This window comes from Paenibacillus polymyxa M1 (assembly GCF_000237325.1).
GTDB classification, from domain to species: domain Bacteria; phylum Bacillota; class Bacilli; order Paenibacillales; family Paenibacillaceae; genus Paenibacillus; species Paenibacillus polymyxa_C.
The window spans coordinates 143,907-163,755 of record NC_017543.1 but is presented as its reverse complement, the minus strand read 5'-3'; the positions used below and the strand labels follow the sequence as shown (position 1 = coordinate 163,755).

Annotated in this window: 18 protein-coding genes; all 18 read left to right on the top strand. The window is 37.1% G+C overall.

Features of this window, described 5'->3' with window-relative positions:
* Positions 1 to 99 precede the first annotated feature (99 nt).
* Entirely contained in the window at positions 100 to 885 is a 786-nt protein-coding gene (locus PPM_RS27020; RefSeq protein ID WP_014600162.1) for a hypothetical protein, read from the top strand.
* 171 nt (positions 886 to 1,056) lie between these two features.
* Positions 1,057 to 1,269: a helix-turn-helix domain-containing protein gene (locus PPM_RS27015; protein WP_025675983.1), complete on the top strand. Its 213-nt coding sequence runs from the start codon at positions 1,057 to 1,059 to the stop codon at positions 1,267 to 1,269.
* A 13-nt stretch (positions 1,270 to 1,282) separates the two neighbouring features.
* A complete protein-coding gene (locus PPM_RS27010) occupies positions 1,283 to 2,719 on the top strand; it encodes a hypothetical protein (protein WP_014600160.1) in 1,437 nt (478 codons plus the stop codon).
* A 159-nt stretch (positions 2,720 to 2,878) separates the two neighbouring features.
* Positions 2,879 to 3,976, top strand: coding sequence for an SAF domain-containing protein (locus PPM_RS27005; protein WP_014600159.1), 1,098 nt, complete (start codon positions 2,879 to 2,881; stop codon positions 3,974 to 3,976).
* An 11-nt stretch (positions 3,977 to 3,987) separates the two neighbouring features.
* Positions 3,988 to 4,716 carry a hypothetical protein gene (locus PPM_RS27000; protein ID WP_014600158.1) on the top strand — a complete coding sequence of 243 codons (729 nt, stop codon included), beginning with the start codon at positions 3,988 to 3,990 and terminating at the stop codon, positions 4,714 to 4,716.
* Positions 4,717 to 5,550, top strand: a complete 834-nt coding sequence (locus tag PPM_RS26995) for a hypothetical protein (protein WP_014600157.1) — start codon at positions 4,717 to 4,719, stop codon at positions 5,548 to 5,550.
* Positions 5,550 to 7,415 (top strand): pilus assembly protein CpaF, encoded by a 1,866-nt coding sequence (locus PPM_RS26990; protein ID WP_014600156.1) that lies wholly within the window; start codon positions 5,550 to 5,552, stop codon positions 7,413 to 7,415. The genes PPM_RS26995 and PPM_RS26990 overlap by 1 nt, the downstream gene beginning before the upstream one ends.
* Positions 7,412 to 9,487: a hypothetical protein gene (locus PPM_RS26985; protein ID WP_014600155.1), complete on the top strand. Its 2,076-nt coding sequence runs from the start codon at positions 7,412 to 7,414 to the stop codon at positions 9,485 to 9,487. The genes PPM_RS26990 and PPM_RS26985 overlap by 4 nt, the downstream gene beginning before the upstream one ends.
* A 97-nt stretch (positions 9,488 to 9,584) precedes the next feature.
* On the top strand, positions 9,585 to 10,001 hold the full coding sequence (locus tag PPM_RS26980) for a hypothetical protein (RefSeq protein WP_014600154.1): 417 nt from the start codon (positions 9,585 to 9,587) through the stop codon (positions 9,999 to 10,001).
* A gap of 69 nt (positions 10,002 to 10,070) precedes the next feature.
* Entirely contained in the window at positions 10,071 to 10,454 is a 384-nt protein-coding gene (locus PPM_RS26975; RefSeq protein ID WP_014600153.1) for a hypothetical protein, read from the top strand.
* A gap of 17 nt (positions 10,455 to 10,471) precedes the next feature.
* On the top strand, positions 10,472 to 11,026 hold the full coding sequence (locus tag PPM_RS26970) for a hypothetical protein (RefSeq protein ID WP_014600152.1): 555 nt from the start codon (positions 10,472 to 10,474) through the stop codon (positions 11,024 to 11,026).
* Entirely contained in the window at positions 11,013 to 11,987 is a 975-nt protein-coding gene (locus PPM_RS26965) for a hypothetical protein (RefSeq protein ID WP_014600151.1), read from the top strand. Before PPM_RS26970 ends, PPM_RS26965 begins: the two co-directional genes overlap by 14 nt.
* A 247-nt stretch (positions 11,988 to 12,234) precedes the next feature.
* The gene (locus PPM_RS26960) at positions 12,235 to 13,176 is read left to right on the top strand and encodes a stalk domain-containing protein (protein WP_014600150.1); all 942 of its coding nucleotides are present in this window, start codon (positions 12,235 to 12,237) and stop codon (positions 13,174 to 13,176) included.
* A gap of 4 nt (positions 13,177 to 13,180) precedes the next feature.
* The gene (locus PPM_RS26955) at positions 13,181 to 16,381 is read left to right on the top strand and encodes a DUF5704 domain-containing protein (protein ID WP_025675982.1); all 3,201 of its coding nucleotides are present in this window, start codon (positions 13,181 to 13,183) and stop codon (positions 16,379 to 16,381) included.
* Between the two features lie 163 nt (positions 16,382 to 16,544).
* The gene (locus PPM_RS28115) at positions 16,545 to 17,654 is read left to right on the top strand and encodes a GGDEF domain-containing protein (protein ID WP_014600148.1); all 1,110 of its coding nucleotides are present in this window, start codon (positions 16,545 to 16,547) and stop codon (positions 17,652 to 17,654) included.
* Positions 17,655 to 17,757: 103 nt separating this feature from the next.
* Complete coding sequence (locus PPM_RS26945; protein WP_014600147.1) at positions 17,758 to 18,771, top strand: hypothetical protein; 1,014 nt, start codon at positions 17,758 to 17,760, stop codon at positions 18,769 to 18,771.
* A 244-nt stretch (positions 18,772 to 19,015) separates the two neighbouring features.
* Positions 19,016 to 19,258 carry a hypothetical protein gene (locus PPM_RS26940; RefSeq protein ID WP_014600146.1) on the top strand — a complete coding sequence of 81 codons (243 nt, stop codon included), beginning with the start codon at positions 19,016 to 19,018 and terminating at the stop codon, positions 19,256 to 19,258.
* Positions 19,258 to 19,650, top strand: coding sequence for a hypothetical protein (locus tag PPM_RS26935; protein ID WP_025675981.1), 393 nt, complete (start codon positions 19,258 to 19,260; stop codon positions 19,648 to 19,650). The genes PPM_RS26940 and PPM_RS26935 overlap by 1 nt, the downstream gene beginning before the upstream one ends.
* The last annotated feature ends 199 nt before the right edge of the window (positions 19,651 to 19,849 follow it).

Genomic DNA, 19,849 nt, shown 5'->3' with positions numbered 1-19,849 from the left:
CGATATAAATATAAATTTTATGATAGGTTATATATAGCTTATGTTTTAATTGGAGCTTATAATTATATTATGTATTTTCTGCTGAAAGGGGTGAGGGAATTGTCTACAATTGAAGAACCTTATTGGACACTAGGGAAAGCTTCCGAATACTTGAAGCAAGAAAAAGGATTGAATATCCCAGTTGTAACATTAAGGACATGGTTCAATGCGCTTGAAAAGTATAAAGTTCACACGCTATCGCGTACAGAACATAAAAGAGAAAGAGTATTATTCCAGCTCGAAATCGATATAGTTATATTTTGGCATCAGCAAAAAGAACTTTATGGAAAAAATTTATCTTCAGAATTTATGGCAAATGCAGTTCAAAAACAATTTGAAGGAAAACTAAATTACTATGATTTAAATCAGCAGACTTCAAGTAGCAGCGAACTAGTTACAATGGATCGATTTATTGAGAGAGTTAATGACGAGTTGGATGACCGGATTGAACTTATGAAGGATGAGATGCGCAAGTTTAAAGAAGAGTTATATCAAGAATTTGAGAATAGAACAAGACTCGCTCTTCCTGATCCAAAGGTGAGAGAACAAGAAGAAGCTGAGAGGGCCAAGGAGGCTGCAGAGAAGGCAAAAGTTGAGGAGGAAAAAGAGAAAGAGAGACAGAAAGAAACTGAGATACTAATAAGAAGTTACCAGGTGGACATTTACATTACTGAAATGCGACTTAAGAATGAACTTAAAAGAGAAGCAGAAGAAGAATGGGCGAAAGATCCTGCCAAAGTTGGTTTTATTATTAAAAGAGAAGACACTGCTAAAAAGGTACAATTTATTAATGATTATGTAGATAAACATCTTCCGGAACGGATGGAAGAAGAATTAAAAAAATAAGCTGGATAGAGCGTTTGACACCTCATTTAGAATATACTAGGATAGTTTCTGTAAAGAGTGTATAAATAAAAACCACATAGAGATGTCAATAGCGAAGCACGCTGACCAAACCCTATATAGGGTTAGTTGGTGTGCTTTTTTGTTGTAAAAAAAGCGATGGGGGGTGTCTCTGTGGTTATTGATAAACCTGCTGAAAAGTTGAAATTATTACGAATGAGGAAGGGGTGGACGCAAGAGAAGTTGGTAGAAGTTTTAAAAGAGAAGAATCCAAAACTTCGTGTATATCAAGTAATGATTTCTCGATATGAAAAAAATAAAGAAGAACCAGGTACGGAGATCAAACAAGCAATAAATGAAATATTTGGACAGTCTCTTTGGGAGTAGGGGGTTAAACACAGTGGTAGGTAATGAACCACGAAGAGTGATTATTGGCTCTCAAAATACTGAATTTGCAACGAAACTGAAAAAGTTTGTAGAACAACATGAGTACAAAGTTAGTGACATTGTCGTTATGGCCGAACATTTAATTGAAGCAATTGAAATGAGCTATATAAATGATGAACCCATATACGCTCTTATTATTACAACAGACTTATCATACAAGTTGAATGATAAGAGATTAGAATTTTTGTCTGATTGTCTTTTAACTATTCGTTCTAGACACAGCGACATTAAATTCGCTGTTTTATCAAACGAAAGTGAAGGACATCCGTTCCTTTCGGAACTAGTGGGGATTGGAATTTACAATATATTCGTTAAAGCCTCAACAAATAATTCAATAGATGTAAGGGAACTTATTAGGAGCTTTGAATTCCCTAAAGAATTTGCTGAGGTTTCTAAGTATCGGGAGTACAACAAAGACATTTTATGGAGAAAAATTGATAGGGGAGCAAGTGAACTTACTTTAAAAAGTGAACGGGTTTATCATACGGCAAAAAATGAAAGTCAGAAAGAAGAAGCGGTGACGCAAACCGATGTTCAAGCTCCAAAATGTGAAAAGCAAAATAATCAGATATCAAAAGAAGAGAAAAAGCGGCCTGAAAGAGAGCTGATTATAGATGATGAAATGGAAGATTTTCAAATTCCATTTCCGAGTGTCAAAGAAAAAATTGTAGTTAAGGACCGGATAATAGGTTCAGTTGTTGTAGGCATTACTGGAGTTTATTCGGGGGTGGGTGTAACACACACTTCTGTAGCTATGGCAAGTTTTTTGGCACGCCAAGGAAATAGTGTTGCTTTGGTAGAATGCAACGAAAGCTCTGATTTTAAGTATCTTGAACTGGCGCATGAAGGAATAAAAAATGATGATGTTTCAGTAGGGACAAAAAGTTTCAAAATCGCTGGTGTTAACTATTACAAATCAGATGTATATGAAATTGATTTAATAAGTCTTTTATCATCAGAGTACACATTTATTATCTTAGATCTAGGATTCTATGATACTACGAAATTTTTCGAAGAATTTCTTAGATCTGATATTCAGATTGTGGTAGGTAGTGGGATTGAGTGGAAACAGAGGCATCTTGAGAGGTTTCTTTCTAGTACAAATGGATATGAGCAACAAAAGAAATGGAATATTGTTCTCCCATTGACAGATGGCCAAGCTATAGCAGATGTAAAAAGAAATTTAAAGGTTGGGAACGTGTTTAAACTCCCATACCAACCAGATCCTTTTGAAGAGGATATTGAAACCGAGGAGACTCTTGAAAATATATTAAGCACAGTTAAAGTGTTAACAAAAATAAAAAAAAGTAAGTCATTAATAAAGTTAATTATAGGTTGTTCTGTTTTTTTAATAGTTTTATTGATTTCAATATTACTAATAAAAATTTAAGAGGACTAACAATTTAGTGTATGAAAAATTCCACTAATAAAAGGAGAGGATAGTGGTGGTCGTTAGACAAATATACTTATTCAATTAAGTTAAGTTAAATTAACTTAATTGAACTTAACTGAATAAGAATGATCCAAACCAAATAAAAGGAGAATAAACATGTCAAAGGTACGTTTACGACATAAACAACTCATGATTGCGGGTGTTGTCGGAGCTGTAATTATGTCACTCATTGGCCTCGTTATTATGATACTAGTGATTCGAAATATACAAGATTCTTATAGGGTTGATCGTGTAAAAGTAGAACAGCAGTTACAGGATGCAAATAAGACAATTCAACAAGAGATGAAGCAGGTTCCCGTTGTAATAAGGAAAAATGGGGTTAAAGCCGGAGATGTTCTATCAGAATCGGATATTAAAACTATTAATGTTCCAAGTGCATCTGTACCAGCAAACATCATGAGGAAAGAAAACATAGTAGGTAAGTATACCAAGATTGATTTACCACAAAACACACCTGTCACACAATCTATGTTATTTGAAAAAGGTGTTACAGCTGCAGATCTAAGAAACCAAGAGTTTAAATTAATTCAATTGCCGACCAAGTTGGACTCAAGACAATTTGTAGATGTAAGAATTAAGTTCCCTACAGGTGAAGATTATATAGTTCTCGCTAAAAAGAAAGTTAGTGATTTAGCCGGGAATGTTATTACTTTTCAAATGAATGAACAGGACATTTTGTTAATGTCCAGTGCTATTGTAGATGCCTATATCAACGACGCAACCATTTATGCTTTGAGCTATGTTGATCCTTATATGCAAAAGGAGGCGATTGTAACTTACCCTCCGAAGGACTCTGTTAATAAATTGATTAAATCTGATCCTAACATTGTTGAACGTGCCACTGAACAATTGGAGTCACGCAAACGTACAGTGCTAGAAATGAATTTACGATCGATGACAGAGGAAGAACGAGCTAAATACAACGCAGGTGCTGGAATTGGAACGTCTGGTAGTCCTGCAGACACCTCTAATAATAGTGGTTATTCTTCAAGCCAACCACCTGTTAAGGATGCTATACCAACAAATGAAGCTAATAGTGAAGGTGCTGAGTCTCCAACGCAAACTATAACGCCTACAGGAGATAACGATGTTTCTAATCTACAACCTGTACCGCAACCAGTAACAGTAGAACCAGATACACAGTCTGAAAGTAAGATTTATGGGGAAACGTCTCAAACTACAGTAAAACCTTAAGGGGGGCAACAATGCGACATATTCTGTTTATAGGAGCAACTGACAAAACGGATTTGCTATTTTATATAAGTAAAGTATTAGCCACAGTAGGAAAGCGAGTACTAATTGTAGATGCAACGGATCAGCAGAAACACAGTTACTCTATTCCTCATATAACAAAAGGAAACTTAATTACTGAATATGATGGGTTTGATGTAGCAACAGGATTTGAAAAACAAAATAAAGGAATTCATGAAATCCTACAACATTATCTCAAGAATAAAAATGAACGTCTAGAATCCTATGAATATATCCTCTTAGATACAGATTCGGAAGAATTCTTATCCGAAGTTCCGAAAGCTCCTTGGAATGACGTTCATAGTCATGTTCTGATCACAAACTGTGAGAGGTTCACGATAGAAAGAAATGTTGAAATTCTTGAGTTTTATGTAAAAGGGCATGATGATATTCCTTTTGTTAGGGTTCAGTATCCATTTGTAGATTCGCATGTAAAAGAGGACTATTTAAATTCTGTTCTTTCGCATTTAAAAATTCAGTTTGATGAGGATAGAGAATTCGAATTTTATTATGACGAAGTGAATTATGCAACTAAAGTTAATAACCAATTTGAAAGTCGAGTTTATCTGAAATCTTTGTCCCGTCAAGCAAAAAAGGCATTGTATGAGCTTATTAAAACGATAACTACAGAAGATAGTAATACAATCAAAGCAGCTTTTAAGATAGCTGAGAAAGGAAAATAAATGGCTAAAATTGTATTCTGGAGCCCAGACCCAGGTCGAGGAAACACATCCAATACACTTGCTATTGGGACAATGATTGGACAAGACTATGATATCAGAACCTTAATTACACAAACTCAATTCCGTCGTCCTAATTTAGAAAATGCATTTATGAAGGCGAAGGAGCTTCAGTTCCGAAACCTCGTTAATACAACAACTAGTGGTATGGACAATTTGGAGAGACTATTTAAAAGCAAGCGACTAAGTGCTGATAGTATAAGTGATCATACCATTTCGCTTGAAGCTGGAAGACTGGACTTATTAATGGGAACTAAAAAATCTGAAGCGCACGAAAATTTCCCTTCCATAGCAGGAGCAATATTTGACGAAGCAGATCGTTATTACCAGGCTGTGATTTTAGATATTCATAGTGGGAATAATAGCAGCGTAAGTGAACAGTTAATTCAAGACGCAGATATAGTTGTTATTACTTTAAGTCAGGATACTTCTGTTATTGAAAGTTATGTTGAACAAAAAGATTGGCCAGATAATCTTCAGGAAAAGTCAAAGATCATTTTACTTGGCCAGTATGATAAGTATTCCAAATATAATGTGACTAATATAAAAAGAAATTTCAAAATAGATGATCCGATTTACGGTCTGCCGTATTGCTCTGAATTCAGGGACGCTATTAATGACAAGGATGTACTAAATTGGTTCCGCAGAGCAAGAAATGCAGGCAAGCGGCATCCAAGTTACTCCTTTTTCCAGGAAGTACGGAAAATCTCAAAGGATTTGCTCATTCAAATTGGTGTGAATACGGAAATCAAGAGAATTGAAAGAGGGGTCTCTTAATGCTTTTATGGAATGGAATTACAATAGGTATAATTTTGCTGGTCCTTCTTGTTATCTTAATCTACAAGTTACGAAATCCTATCGTTGTTCCGAAGTTAAAAACGAATGTAGATTCTGAAAAATTTAATATTAATAGTATGACAAAATATATCAAGACACAATTTAATGAAATGACGGGAAGAAATCTTTATGACAATGCTCTGGATAGGGCTGACTTTGAACGCCAGAAAAATATGAGAGTAGAATTGAAAGCTGCTTTAAAAGGCTGTAATAGTGGTGATCTTTATGACAAGATGTACGTCAAAGATCTCATACATGATCTCCTCATGAAGGGATACGGGATGGATGAGCAGAATGTCAATTACGTTCTACCATTTGACGATCCTGAAAAACTAACTGTGCAGGATAAGTTTGAAATTCTTATGCAAATATATAAGAAAAAATACAAATATAAAGCATTGCCGCAAATGATTGAGGAGTACCAGCTAGATGAGCTGAAATATGTCATCGAAGATGGTCAAACAGAATCCTACATCATTACTGAAGAGGAGATACTTGATATCTATCAAGAAAAGGCGGGTAAACTGTCCTTTGAAGATAAAATGCAAGTAATTGTTCAACGGATTTATCAAGAGTATAAGGGTTTTGGAGTTATTGATGAAATCAGAAACATGCTTATTGATGGTGTATCTGGTGGAGTATCTGGGTTACCCGCGTTTTCTCAAGATATAGAGGACGAACAAAAGCTGTTAGAGGCCATGCGAACAGCTACTAAAGAAGATGTATTGCATTCAGTATGGATTATGTATCGTGGTAAAACCATGCATTTATCCTTTCTGTCATTTGGAAGCGAAAGGGAAATAAAGAGAATATGCCAATCTATTTATAAATATAATAACCCAGGACAACTGACGGAACAAAACGGATATATCATAAACGATATGAAGGACAACTCACGTATTGTTGTTATGAGACCACCTTTTGCGGAGACTTGGGTATTTTTCAACCGTAAATTCGATTTAACTTTTGCTGACTTAGAAAACTTTTTAAATCCAAAGGGTAGAGGCTACTCTTTTAAAAATACGATCTTACCATTAAGATTTATTCCTTTTTTAATGAAGTCTACACGCACTATAGCTGTTACTGGGGAACAGGGGTCAGGTAAGTCCACTTTTATAATGGCTTGCATTAAATTCTATGCAGCTACTCTCGCTTTACGAATAATGGAAATGGCTTTTGAACTACACTTAAGAAAATTGTTCCCAAGACGTAATATTGTAACCACGAAAGAAACTGCGGAGATTTCTGGTCAACAAGGGATGGATGTGCAAAAGAAAACGGATGGAGCCGTGAACATTATTGGTGAAGCTGCAACTGATGAGCAAGTTACATGGATCATTCAGGCGGGTACAGTAGCGAGCAAATGTACGATATTTTCGCACCATCCAAAAACTTTTAAGGACTTAATATCATCTTTACGAAATTCAGCTCTTAAAACTGGGTTGTTTCAGAATGAATTTATCGCTGAGCAGCAAGTTGTTAGCATTCTTAATTTTGATGTTCACTTATTTAAAGATCCTGAGGGAAGAAGATATATTGAGCGAATAACAGAATGTGTCCCCCTTTTTTATCAGGAAAATCCGTATCCTGAAGATTCCGAGAAAGCAAGGATCGAATTCTATAAGCGGATGACTGATAAAAGGGCATATGAGGAACGGGATATTATTGTATTCGAAGATGAGGGGTATGTGGCTAAAAATCCAATAACAGAACAACAAAAGAAAGACATGATGAAACAAATGACTAAAAAAGACTGTGCTGCATTTGAGGAAATGTTGGCAACATTCTGGCCGGTGGCATCATGATTGGATGGGTTATTCTTGGTATTTCACTAACTATGTTCCTGTTAGTTCTAGCTGTCTTTTTTATAACTTCGTTTGTAAGAAATGCTGATGGGGAAAACATAGAAGAATTATTTAAGAAGCATTTCGGAAAAAAAGCCCTTCAAAATAGCCTAAATCTTTGGTACCAAAAGGGCTATATACATTTTCAACGTATACCATTTCTAAAAAAATATTTATGGAAAATAAGAAAACGTCTAGAAGTTCTTGAGACATTTGATGAGTATGCTATTAGAAGTAATACGATGAAAATCACCTTTATTACTCTTGGATCTACAGCCCTTATAGTTCTATTAGCCTCAATAATTAGTCGAGATTTGTTCACTATATTTTTTGTGCTTTTTGGAGCTGTAGTTGTAAATGGGATGATGATTGATACCTTTGTAAATAGAGTGGAGGACCGACTACTTAAACAGTCCATCATACTCTTTGAGGATTGTAGACATCATTATCAACGCACAAAAAACGTTGAGGAAGCGTTATATGAATCTAGCCAAACTGCTCCTCATGAAGCAGCGCAGCATGGAGAGAGAATTTATGAAATTTTAACCGGAGAGAATCAGGAAAAAGCGTTAGATACGTATTATGAGGTTGCGCCTAATAAGTTTTTTAAATTATTTACGGGCTTTTCTTACTTAGTATTTGAGTTTGGTGATCAAATCGTCAATAAATCATCTATGTACCTAAACTCCTTGGCTAAGTTAGTGCAAGATGTAAATTATGAGATTCTGAGAAGAGAAAAATTAAACTATTTACTCAAAGGGCTATCGACTATAGCCGTTTTATCTTCTCTTTGTATCAGACCGATCGAAATATGGGCCAAAAACTATTTTCCGATAATGAACGATTTCTATGATAGTAAAATTGGGTTCTTTATTAAGGTTGTATTCTTTGGTGTTGTACTAATTTGTTACGCCTTAATTAAGAAATTGCTAAATAATGATGAAGCTCGTTATGTGGAAAAAACGGATCGAATTATGTGGGAAAAATTTTTTTATAACAAGGTTTTTCCGATACGCTGGTTAGTTGATCGATTAGTACCTGATTCAAATAAAGGACTTCATTTTAGATTGTCAATGCTCATTAAAGATGCCAACTCGTATTTAACAATAGAGTGGCTATATGTTCAACGGATTGTTTTAAGCGTAATGGTTTTTTTGTGTACTATTTTCATTGCTTTCCAAATGCACAGTATAACCATTCATAATACACTCTATGTACCTGTACAGGGAAATGGCATGCTTGGAAAATTGGGTCCAAAAGAACAAGCTCAAGAGATTCGTAATACTAATTTTGATCGTTCTGTAATCGAAACCTTGGATAGAAATAGTGAGGTTACTCCAGAATCCTTGATTACTACAGTAAGTGTTTTAACATCAATGAGCAAAAACGATCCAGCAACGATCATTACAGCGAACCGAATTTATCAAAAGTTTATGATTATTCAAAATGAGTTTTTCAAGTGGTATGAGTTATTAATCAGTATTGTTTTAAGTTACTTAGCTTACTTTTTCCCTGTATGGTTACTCCATTTTCAAAAGAGAGTTCGATATATGGAGATGCAAGAAGAAGTCGATCAATTTCATACCATTATATCGATTTTGGCAAATTTTAAACGGATGGATGTTGAAACCATCCTTGAGTGGATGGAACGGTATAGCATTATCTTTAAAGATCCAATCAAAAATTGCTTGAATGACTATAGCGGTGGTCAGGAGAAATCTCTAGAACAATTAGAAGAAGATGTTTCATTTGAACCATTCGTTAGAATCGTTCAAAAACTAAAGCTTGCAGCTTCAAAGATACCACTTTTAGAGGCATTCGATGACCTTGAATTAACGAAGGAATATTATTCTGAAAAAAGGAAAGAACATTTCAACCGTGTCATCGAAATGAAGGCTAATTGGGGAAGAACGCTCGGCTTTACTCCTGGAGCTTATCTTGTTTTTATTTATCTGGTCGCACCTATGATCTACCTAAGCATTATTCAAGCAGGCGAGTCATTTCAACAAATTAGGAATATTTCAGGGGGGTGAAATGACTATGGTAATTCATTGCTACAGATAGATTAGTTAAAACATTTTTTTGTAACACAACAACTCTTAAAAAAACATTGAAGGAGAAATGAACTAAATGAATAACGCATCTTCTGCTCTGAAGGTAGCAGCAGGACTATTTCTGACTATTGCACTGATTACTATAGTTGTTATGTTGTTTGGGTCAGCCCAAGAAGGTACGAAACAGGCACAAACTGAATTTGCAGGGATACAAACAGAATTAACAGGGCAGGCCTTTGTTGGTTATGAAAATACCATTTTAACTGGAAGTCAGGTAGTTAGTTCTATTCGTAGGTTTGGTAATAAGGAGGAATTTAAAATTGAAATAAAAACGAAAAAAAATAGCGGTGGTACGAGTTACACCAAAGGAAATGTAGGGAATACACAATCAATAACATCAAATGAGTATGTAAATCCATCCGGACAATTTAAGGGAGAAGTTGTACGTGATGCTAATAATGTCGTAACAGGACTTACATTTACTCAACAATAAATCATCTGTTATGCTTCCCTTTTGCATTGAATAGAGGGAAGCATAACAAATTTAGAATGGAGCAAAAAAATGAAAAATGCTGCAAGTATGATTGAGTTTTCCGCTTTATTCTTTCTCTTTCTTTCAGCACTTATTTCAGGCTCATATTTATTTGAGACAACTCATTTAACTTTGACCGAAGCGGATTCTACTATAAGCGGCAGGGATAGGAATCTTATTGAGACACCCCTAATAGAGGGATCAGAAACAGTTGATGGAGCATCTGTTGTCCAGTCTATTTTTCATATTGCAGAAATTAATGCTGACATCCAAGTCGATGGACTTTTATATGATAAGAATTTAAATATGGATTATACTGACGTATCCATGATTAATGTTAACGATATGTACCGTACTGAATACCAACGTGATAGTAATGGAATTCTTCAGAAATTAATTTTTAGAAGGGTGTAAAAGAAAGGGGGCTAAACATGACCAAGTATTTATCGATCCCATTTGCATCCGTTATAGCAGTTTTGCTCCTTTTTTATTTCCCGCTTCAGTCAACCTACGAACAGCAAGACCAAATGGCTTATAACTTATCTTATAATGCAGTGACAAATTTTGTAGACTCTGTGCGGAATAAAGGCTATATATCTCCCATGATGTATAACGATTTTACGAGAGAACTGGGCGCAACTAATAACCTATTTGAAATTAAGATGGAGCACAAGTCAAAACGCTATAATCCAATTTATAAAGATCCAACTGATGAAGCCACGTTTATGGGAACAGCAGAAGTATACTATGATGCCGTTTACCAAGAAACTATTCTTGCTACACTCTTTCCAGATAACGGTGTTTCAGATTTTGACCCGAGTAGAAAATATTATCTCAAGGAAGGTGACTTTTTTACAGTTACGGTGAGAAATACAAATACAACAAAGGCAAAGCTTCTATCCGATTTTCTAACCAACGGGAGTTCGGTAGATCCAACTCGCATTGATATCCCGTATGGAGGAATTATAAATAATGAGGATTATTAATTGGGCGCTCGTGTTTGTTATTATTGTTTCCCCAGTCTTTTTTAAAAATTATTGGCGCGGTATTGAGCAAGAGCGAACCCAAGAAAAAATAATTCTTTATGACGGAGCTCTCCGAACAGCGGTTCAAGATGCTGCATTTTCATTGAGATTAAATGAAGACCAGAATATGGAGGTTCGTTATGATTCAACTAAGAAGATTAGAGCAAACAAAGAACGAGCTGTTGAAGCTTTCTATGAAACGTTATTCAATAATGTTGACATTCGTGATGATGAAGTAGCGCAGGGGGTTCTAAAGAGATACATACCTGTACTTGCAATTGTTGATTATGACGGGTTATGGATTTACACAAATGACACCTTTACAAATAAAGAGGGAGAAAAAGAGAACCGACAAGTTTGGAAATCTAAAATGCCATTTTCGTATGCGGACAACCAAGGAAATAGCCTCTCATTTACCTTAGATAATTACGTTTATGCATATGATGCTCAGCAGAAGCAATGGTTTGAAGGAAAACGGGAGGACGTTGCTTCCCAAGTAAATCACAAAATATCTTTACTAAACGACCCTGAGTTATTTGACCAAGTGCGGAGAACAACTATTATTAACGTTATTCAAAAAAACTTAGAGCACTACATTAATGCCTATAATGTGTATGCAAGAAATTTAGGAATTACGTATAGGTTTACGTTGCCAAGTGTAGACCAAGAAGAATGGAATAATACTATTAATGATGTCGGTATTCTATCTTTCATTCAGGGTGTTCCAGTTGGTTTAAATTATTATAATAATTATGCTCTTGGTGGTAGCCGTCTCGTTAAGCAATCTGTTATATATGGTTATTTACGTGACGGAATAAAAGTTTATTTTAGAGAAAGTGATCATTACAGTGGAGTCATAGTGGAGAAGTTTTCTAGCGAACATGAAGCAGCTCTAGCAGGTTACTTTCCTGGTAAGAAATAAAAATGTATTTTGAAATTGTATTTTCATTTTAGAGAGGGATATAATGGAAGCCGGTGAAAGTTGAGTAATTCTACTAAATCTAAAGTTTCAGCTTCTTTATTATGGAACAATAATAAAGAAAATGAGGCTATATATCTTCATAAATACATCGATTAGGAGATTATAAAGATTATTTGTGGGGCTACACTTACTACCCTTAATAGGGAACCGGAATTTTTCATACTAATTCATACAAGGAGAGTTTCTTATGATTAAAAAAATGATTCTTTCGATTTCAGCAGTATCGTTACTTTTTGTTGGTTCGGTTGTACCCACTCAGGCAGCTAAAAGTGAGAATGCCAAGCCGATCAAGGTCTTGCTGGATGCTAAAACGATTCAATTTCCAGACGCGCAACCGTTCCAGGACGATAATGACTACGTTATGGTACCGATCCGTTTCGTGTCTGAAGCTTTAGGAGCGAAAGTCGGTTGGGAAAAGACCGGCGGCAAACTGGCAGTGTCGATCAAGAATGATGCTCATTCTGTTGCTATGACGGTCGGCCAGAACACGGCCACCGTGGATGGCCAAACTAAAACCTATGAAACTAAGATTATCCTGAAGCAGAGCCGGACATTTGTACCCCTGCGTCTGGTAAGCGAAGGTTTGGGGCAAACGGTGGAATGGGATAAGGTCAGCCGCTGGGTTTGGATCGGCAAGAGGGAAACTGTTGCGCTGGAAAATAAGGGGCTTCAACCAGTAAGCATTGAACCATATAAAAAGGCAATTAACACTGTTCCTAACCTCATTAATAATGTAGCAGGTACACCATATAACAAAGTAGTCGTCTTCAAACAGTCAGACCTTCCTATCAAACTACTGCATGATATTTACTCAGTGGAACCCTATACTACGTCTGATGGCATTCCTTACTTGAAAATGAGAGTGAAAACAAAATCAACTGCGGGAACTATTTTTTATTTGACGAAAAATAATGATGCCCGCATTCGTTTTCCAATGGACCAAATGACTCAAGATAATGGTGACGGTACTAAAATGGTCTACTACAAAATTTATTCTTCCAGCGATGAAACAATCCAGGGTATCAAAAATTATAAATCTTTTAAGCTATCGGACATTGAGTATATTGCATTTGGACTTGGGTCAAGAGAATACATTCCGATGATGGTCAACCCGTGGAAAGGTAATTAAGCGCATGAAGAAGACTCAACGCATTCTGGGCGTATTTCTGGTGGGGGTACTGCTTCTATTGCAGCTCCCACCTTTTTCTTTTCCTATGAACAAGGCTGCTGCTGATCCGGCAATTACGCCGCTGTCTTATTATGCAGACAAGAATGATCGCTACTTTGTCGGCATGATGTACTTCGATATGTGGAAAAACACTGCTGGACAATGGGTTACAGACGGCGGAAAACAACCCGGAAAGGGCATGCATGGTGAAGCCACCTTTACTTATAAGTTTCAGTTTCCAGGCCGCAAGATCAAGAATGTGACAGCCCGTTTATATACAAAGGCAGACAACGTTAGTCACCCGGAATATTTCCTTCAATCCCGTGCAGATAACTATGATGATTATGCATTTGCTATGAGTAGTGGCACCAAAGATTCAGATGTTCGCCCCTTTCAAAAACAAGGGATTGGTACGGAAACTACTGTTATACCGATTACTGTAAACATAAAACTGAATGCAGAGGTTGCTCCAAGAGATATCAAGGGAGAAAGCTGCCCTAGCTGTGCGAAGGAAGTGGAAGCCTACCGCATTTTCCAGCCTATTCTATTCAAAATCGAACTAGACGGCGGCCTGACCGTGAAACATTTTACCGAATCAAACAAACCGCTAGATGCCATATTTCCACCGCGCAGCGAAAACCTGAAGGTCGGACAAACCTACGAATTCACACCAGGCAGTAATCCGAACTACGAGTACGTGGGTTACAAGAAAAGCTCCACCGGCGCACCGCCGAGTGGCAACATAATACCCGGACAGCTCCCACCCCTGACGTATGACGGCAAGTTCGAGCAATACACTGTCCATTTGTTCTACAAGGAGCTGAAACCCGAGGAGGACCCGCCTGAAGGCGTAAAATGCAGCCGTCCGACTCCAGCAGGAACCCAGTCTGACAAATACTTAGATCCGATGGTTTCCGCCGTCATAAAGGCCGACCAGCGCGGCGCTCATCGCTTTGACGTGTCCAAGGGCATACCGACCTCCGAAAGCCTGTACGGAAACGTCATTGCCAGGAACTATCTATTCCAGAATACATTCCAGCAGCTCAAGGGCGAATGCACGTACAACGTTAAGCTGAAGCGCACGTATGAGCTGGAATGGGAAGATATTAACGATACCCGCCATATGACCATCGTCCAATACTACAAATATGAGATCGTAAAGCCGTATTCCTACTGGACCATAGACAATCTGGAAGTGTTCGGGATCAAGAACGCGCAGCTCCGCAACTATGCGCTACCAGGTGGTGGCATTACCATTCCGCCGCGTAACTACACGCCGCCTGCGGTAGAATCTGCGAACAACGGCAAGTATTATCCAGGTTCAGCGCCGGGAATCATCGACGGCGGCTCCAAATACATTTACGGTGGTAAAAGCATGCCGAAGGTGCCGGATGAGGAACGAGCGCTCAAGCCTGTTGCTCAAGAGCGCACTCCGGATGTGGAGGTCGAAAACGACACGCTTAACTTTGACGGCAAGATCATCATGAATCATAAGCGTGTGAAGAAGGAAGGACCAACGCCTGGGAAAATTCCAGCGCCTGAGAAGATCGGACAAGATGTGCTGTACAGCCCCGGTCATGTGATTGAGATGTTTAAGGTGAACAAGCTGAACACGCCAAGTAACGGAACGATCAACTACGATGTGATACCTGGCAGTTCCGAAGGGACCGAGGATAAATCCTATCCAATTAACGGCATTAATACGGTTACTGTCCATACACCAGTTGTTATGTATCCAAGCATCACCGACGACAAGCCTCATAATCAAAAGGTGTACCCGACTGCTGGACGGGCCGCGCTTATCCTGGATCGTCCATTCACGGTGACCATCCCGACCAAGGGACAACATCGAGACATCCTGGGCTACGGTAACCGGGATTATGCAAAGTACACGGCCTACAAGCAAGTACGATTTGAGTTTCCGGTGCTGAATCAGGACAAATCGAAGTATATCCCGGCGAACACCTGGATCGATATTCCGGTTAACCAAGAAGACACCACGTTCAACATGCCTGTATGGGTGGACGAGGGTGACTATACCGTGCATTTCCGCTCGATTGCGGAAAATGCTCCTAAGGAATTTACGTGGGAGAAGATGGCTAACCTCGATTTGGCTAACCATGTCGCCATCAACACCATACCAGTTCAAGTCATAGGACGACTTTATGATTTCCGAATTGCAGATATCGGTGACTTTGATTGGGAGCAGGTCTTCCGTACGAAGAAAGGTAGTTCTCAACACACCGGTGCGTTTTATTGGGTTGGACCAAACGGTATTGATGGTGCGCCACGTGGAAATAAGTTCCCTTTCCTGCTTCCTATCAGACCAGGAAGCCATACCAACGAGGGTTACAAAAATATCGCTATCAAGACGGGTTATCATATAAAATTTGATTTTAAGACTAAAGGTAACATGGCTTCCTCTGGTGACCATGTTAGAATCAAACCGACCTTTTATTTTGTTGATAAAAACGGAAAGAACAGACAGCCAGTAGATATCTATTATCACGATCAGACCAAGAAAAAATATTTCGTCAAGGTAGGGTCCAACCAGGATACTGTTCAACGCAGTATCAAGCTCAATGATCCCATGAGGAATATATCCCAGACGGATTTAAACAACACGGCGAACTTTGTGAAAACCTACGGTTTCCAGAATTTCGCCCACGAAGCTAACAAGAATAGTCTGATTGGTGGTTATAGCTGGCTTGATCTTACCCAGCGCGTACGGACCATGATTGGACCAGTCGATAACATCCCTGAAGGGGTTAATGTAAATCGTACAGTGTCAGCCGAGCAGCAGTGGTACGGAGAGTTCAGTTTACCGGCAGCTCCTTATGTTGTGCCAATGGGTTATAACATTATGGAATACGGACGCACTCATAACGGTCTGACTGACAGTTCCCCGATCTGGCTCAAAAATGGTTACATCGTGGTAAATTTCAATATAGAGACTTACCGTAACGGAGAGAACAAGCCTTACCTTCGATATTATCGTTTGCCTGGAGACTCCACGCCACTGGATAACCAGTGGAAAATGGAAGGCTATAGCAACACAGTCAGCGATAAATATGGTCACAAGTTTGCTGCTCCAGATGGAGACATAGCTTATTACCACGCTAATCTGTCGTCTTACGATGATTTTAGATCAAATGTAACCCATTAATAATAGACTGGTTTTGATTACCGGAGAGGGTTCCGTGAACGTGTAGATACAAGAATGAGAATTTGGTACAATGTTTTTAATCAAATACACATCAAAGTGGAAGCACCACTAAGCCGAGAATATCGGGTTAGTGGTGCTTTTTTGATGGAGAAGGAAGGTTTATATGTTTAGAGATTTATTGGGAGCTAATTTTTCCGCTGGAACTGTCTTCATTGCTTTACCGCTTACCCTTATTTTGCTTTATGTAACTTACCATTTATACCTAGCAAGGAGAAGTCGATACTTACCAATAACAGTTTGTGCTCTTGTGATGACTGTGTCACAGTTCATATCACTTATGTCATATGTGTTAGGTTCCACATTAGTAGGGGAAATATTCCAAAAAATTTCCTTTACAAGTATAGTGGCTCTTATTGTTTTCTTGACTCAAGTTCAATGGGTACAAAAAAGGTCTGAAAAGATAACATTGTATTCTTTAGTAATGATTCATCTAATTTTTATACTTCTAGGTTCCTTGATATTGTCCAATGTAGTAACAATATTGATTTCACTCCTACTTTTAAATCAACTTAAAGAGAATGTAAAGGCAGCTATTAAAACAACTATAATCTTATTGGTTCTGCCTCTTCAGGCTATTTTAAACTTTGCAGCAATTCTAACTAAATTCCCTGAATTATGGACCTTATCCAATCTTTTATTACCACTTACACAGTTAATGATATTTGCAACATTACAAGATCGTTTGAAACTTTTACTTATGAATTCGTATTTCGCATCTGTCACTGACCCCTTAACAGGTATTTTTAATAAAAAGCATTATCACAAACAGCTACAATCACAACTTAATATGCCGACCAATACTATATACGCAATTTTTTGTGACATCGACAATTTCAAAAACTTAAATGACTCTGAAGGGCATAATAAAGGGGATGAAATATTAATAAAAGTAGCTAGTATTGTACAAGAAGAAGTTAGTCACTATGGTTTAGCTGCTCGTTATGGTGGTGAAGAAATTGTTGCATATGTAAATCTGGAATCTAGCGGTATAGATATCAAATCTCTGACGGAGCGCATTAGGGAAAGAGTACATTCTGAAACTATTGTAACCCTAAGTATTGGTTACGCTAAAAGTGAACCTAAAGTTACGTATGACCATTTAGTTCACATGGCAGATACAGCTATGTATTATTCAAAGCAGAATGGGAAAAATCGTGTGACAGATTATGATGATATGAAGGTGTCGGGTAAGGCGACTTCTATGGTCAAATGATATCGGTAGCGTTATAATAAGTGAAACTATGCGGAAGCACCGCTATTACATGGCTAAATAAGCCTGTTTTAGTGTGTGCTTCTTTATTTTTAGGAGGAATAATATGAGTGAAAATATTGCATATAAGACTATTGTTTTAGGGAAAGATGCAGAAACGGCCGCGGATATATTTTGGCCTTGGTATGAAGAAGAGCATTCTACAATGATTGTTGTTGGATCTTCGATCAAAAGCCCTAGGTCACCTTTTGTTGAACGTTTAATCTCAGAGATTCAGATCCAAGACAAAGAAGTTGTCTATCGAATAACAACATCGGAAAAGGTGATAGGCGTTCGGTTCAACAGTGATGCAATTCTCTGGTCTGAAAAAATGCCTGATCCATCAGAAATATATGAGGATCGAGATGTTTTCGTAAATAATAGAAGATTTTTTTCAAAGGCTTATTTTAATTTAATTGCTTTTTCAAAAGGAGTGACCCGTAGTGATTTGATGCCTCCTACTTCATACAAGTGGCATATGGAAGGGCCATTAAACGGGTATATCCGGACAATTAAGAACATAGAAGAGAGTAATCCTTTAAAGAACGATTTAATGAATGAACTAGAAAAGCTATGTAGGGTTCCCTGGTATAAGTCTAAAGAAAACGGTACGGTCTATTACATTGAAGAAAATAACGACATTACTATAAGAGCACTCTCTTTTTTAAGAGCTGTATGGAGCTTCTGGGCTATGGTTGGAAAGCTAGATGAACAACAGCAGATGGTACTTGTAATTGATATACCCAGAGAGTTTCTGGAGATTACTATTGATCCTTTGATTACTGAAATTGTTTCAGTTTCGTTTAATATTTTACGTTATCTATCACACGAAACCACATTGAGTCTTCTCTTATCATCTGAGATGATGTATCCAGCACCAGAAAATCAATTTAGAAATAAAATTGTCTTCAATACTGAACCAAGTTCTGACTTTCACTTAAATAGTGATGATATTAAGCCGGCTATAAATCCACTGCTTTTTGAAAAATGGAACAAAGGTGAAAACAATACAGGGGTATATTTTGACGATTTGACCGGGTCGCAAACGATATTAAATCCTAATATTAAGACTGATAACTAACCTAGTATAAATAGTTGTTTATTAAGGATCTGAAGATAACATTATTATTTTCTTCGGGTTCTTTTTGTCCTATAAAAATATTAAAACAATCCTTTAGAAACAGCTTAATAAAAGTGGGTTCAAACTATGATTGACATATATAAAGTGATAAAATAACAAATAAGTTATTCGAGTGTAAGTAAATGAGTAGCTTCCAAAAAGAATTACATAGTGTTGAACTATATTTTAGAAAGAGGTATTTGCCATGACTTTTAGAAATGAAGTTCCAGACATTATAGGAATAAATCAACTCGAATCGGGTGTGTTAATTCAAAAGTATATATGTGTTCTTGCTATGATAAATTACGGAACTCCTAAGGAGAAATTACGTGCAAAGAAGGCTTTAGCTGAACTTGAAGAATTAGTCGGTGTACACGTTAATGCGGCTGCTTTTCATTCAGCTTTTGAACGTTTTGATTGGAGATCTGAGGAAGTGGAGATTTCATAATGTATTTTCGTAAACCATCAAGGTATTGGTTTTTGAGTCTCCTACTTTTAGAAATATTGCTTTTAATCTTAACAATTTTTCTATTTAGCTCACTAATATCAAATCACCCCTCTCTTGTAGAAAAAACTTACTTCTTGCTAGGTCTTGGACTCTTATTAATAAATACATATCTATTTATCGGGTACTGTTATTTAGTGTGGGCAATACCTTATAAGAATAGATTACTTGAAGTTTCTCTTGAGAATCCTCAAGTTATAATTTATAAATTTGATCGTTATTTCATTATTGATAAAGTTCTTCAACAAGAAGGGTTAGATAATAAACCATTTAGTAGGCTCTCACAAAAGGATCTTAGAGAAATTAATTTAATTATAAAAGAAAGAGAAAGGTAACTATTGTCGAACATTTATCATAAATACATACCTGTAACAAAAAAAGGTAACAAATTAAATGACTTTAACCCTATATAATGGTATTATGATAGTGAAATTACTTCTTTAAAAATTGGGGTTACATAATTTTATTTTTTATTCATCTATTGCCCTTTTTTCTATCACTGTAATAGTTACTGCCAATTGAATGACATTAAAA

What these genes read in the sequence shown, in the direction of transcription:
- PPM_RS26935 (WP_025675981.1), top strand. Translation starts at nt 19,258, where the DNA reads ATGTATTTTCGTAAACCATCAAGGTATTGGTTTTTGAGTCTCCTACTT.
- PPM_RS26995 (WP_014600157.1), top strand. Translation starts at nt 4,717, where the DNA reads ATGGCTAAAATTGTATTCTGGAGCCCAGACCCAGGTCGAGGAAACACA.
- PPM_RS26980 (WP_014600154.1), top strand. Translation starts at nt 9,585, where the DNA reads ATGAATAACGCATCTTCTGCTCTGAAGGTAGCAGCAGGACTATTTCTG.
- PPM_RS26955 (WP_025675982.1), top strand. Translation starts at nt 13,181, where the DNA reads ATGAAGAAGACTCAACGCATTCTGGGCGTATTTCTGGTGGGGGTACTG.
- PPM_RS26940 (WP_014600146.1), top strand. Translation starts at nt 19,016, where the DNA reads ATGACTTTTAGAAATGAAGTTCCAGACATTATAGGAATAAATCAACTC.
- PPM_RS27000 (WP_014600158.1), top strand. Translation starts at nt 3,988, where the DNA reads ATGCGACATATTCTGTTTATAGGAGCAACTGACAAAACGGATTTGCTA.
- PPM_RS26945 (WP_014600147.1), top strand. Translation starts at nt 17,758, where the DNA reads ATGAGTGAAAATATTGCATATAAGACTATTGTTTTAGGGAAAGATGCA.
- PPM_RS26965 (WP_014600151.1), top strand. Translation starts at nt 11,013, where the DNA reads ATGAGGATTATTAATTGGGCGCTCGTGTTTGTTATTATTGTTTCCCCA.
- PPM_RS26985 (WP_014600155.1), top strand. Translation starts at nt 7,412, where the DNA reads ATGATTGGATGGGTTATTCTTGGTATTTCACTAACTATGTTCCTGTTA.
- PPM_RS28115 (WP_014600148.1), top strand. Translation starts at nt 16,545, where the DNA reads ATGTTTAGAGATTTATTGGGAGCTAATTTTTCCGCTGGAACTGTCTTC.
- PPM_RS26970 (WP_014600152.1), top strand. Translation starts at nt 10,472, where the DNA reads ATGACCAAGTATTTATCGATCCCATTTGCATCCGTTATAGCAGTTTTG.
- PPM_RS26960 (WP_014600150.1), top strand. Translation starts at nt 12,235, where the DNA reads ATGATTAAAAAAATGATTCTTTCGATTTCAGCAGTATCGTTACTTTTT.
- PPM_RS26975 (WP_014600153.1), top strand. Translation starts at nt 10,071, where the DNA reads ATGAAAAATGCTGCAAGTATGATTGAGTTTTCCGCTTTATTCTTTCTC.
- PPM_RS26990 (WP_014600156.1), top strand. Translation starts at nt 5,550, where the DNA reads ATGCTTTTATGGAATGGAATTACAATAGGTATAATTTTGCTGGTCCTT.
- PPM_RS27005 (WP_014600159.1), top strand. Translation starts at nt 2,879, where the DNA reads ATGTCAAAGGTACGTTTACGACATAAACAACTCATGATTGCGGGTGTT.